The following is a 500-nucleotide window of genomic DNA, read 5'->3' on the forward strand; positions in this document are numbered from 1 at the left end:
GCCGCAGCGACCTGGCCGTAGCCATCCGCTATGCCCGCAGCCGATGGGAGGCGCTAACCCGCTACGTCGCCGACGGGCGGCTGGAGATCGATAACAACCCAGTCGAGCGCACAATCCGGCCGCTGGCCCTTGGCCGGAAAACTGGCTGTTCGCGGGCTCCGACACCGGCGGCCATCGTGCCGCGGCGATCGCCTCCCTGATCGCCACCGCCAAGCTCAACGGGCATGACCCGGAGGCCTATCTGAACCGTGTGCTGGAGCGCATCGCTGACCATCCCGTCAGCCGCGTCGCCGAACTGCTGCCGTGGAACCTGCCAAGCGACGCAGAAGCCGCCATCGCCTGACGGTCGGTCGCCGCGTCACCGGACGCTTACGGAATGGGCGCTGATCAGGACGCTGATCCCGCCCGCCAAGCCGGGTGGCAACAAGCGGACGGTCGAGGTGCGAGCGGTGGTGAACGGGGTGATGTACATCCTCTCCACCGGCTGCCAGTGGGCAGCC

The 500-nt window shown here is 68.6% G+C and carries 2 pseudogenes; both read left to right on the forward strand.

The features are described from left to right. Window positions 1-343: pseudogene (locus tag H7965_RS30295) on the forward strand (IS66 family transposase); the annotation flags it as partial. A 4-nt stretch (window positions 344-347) separates the two neighbouring features. Continuing rightward, window positions 348-500 (forward strand): annotated as a pseudogene (locus tag H7965_RS31640) (transposase); the annotation flags it as partial.

This window comes from Siccirubricoccus deserti (genome assembly GCF_014283215.1).
Taxonomy (GTDB): domain Bacteria; phylum Pseudomonadota; class Alphaproteobacteria; order Acetobacterales; family Acetobacteraceae; genus Siccirubricoccus; species Siccirubricoccus deserti.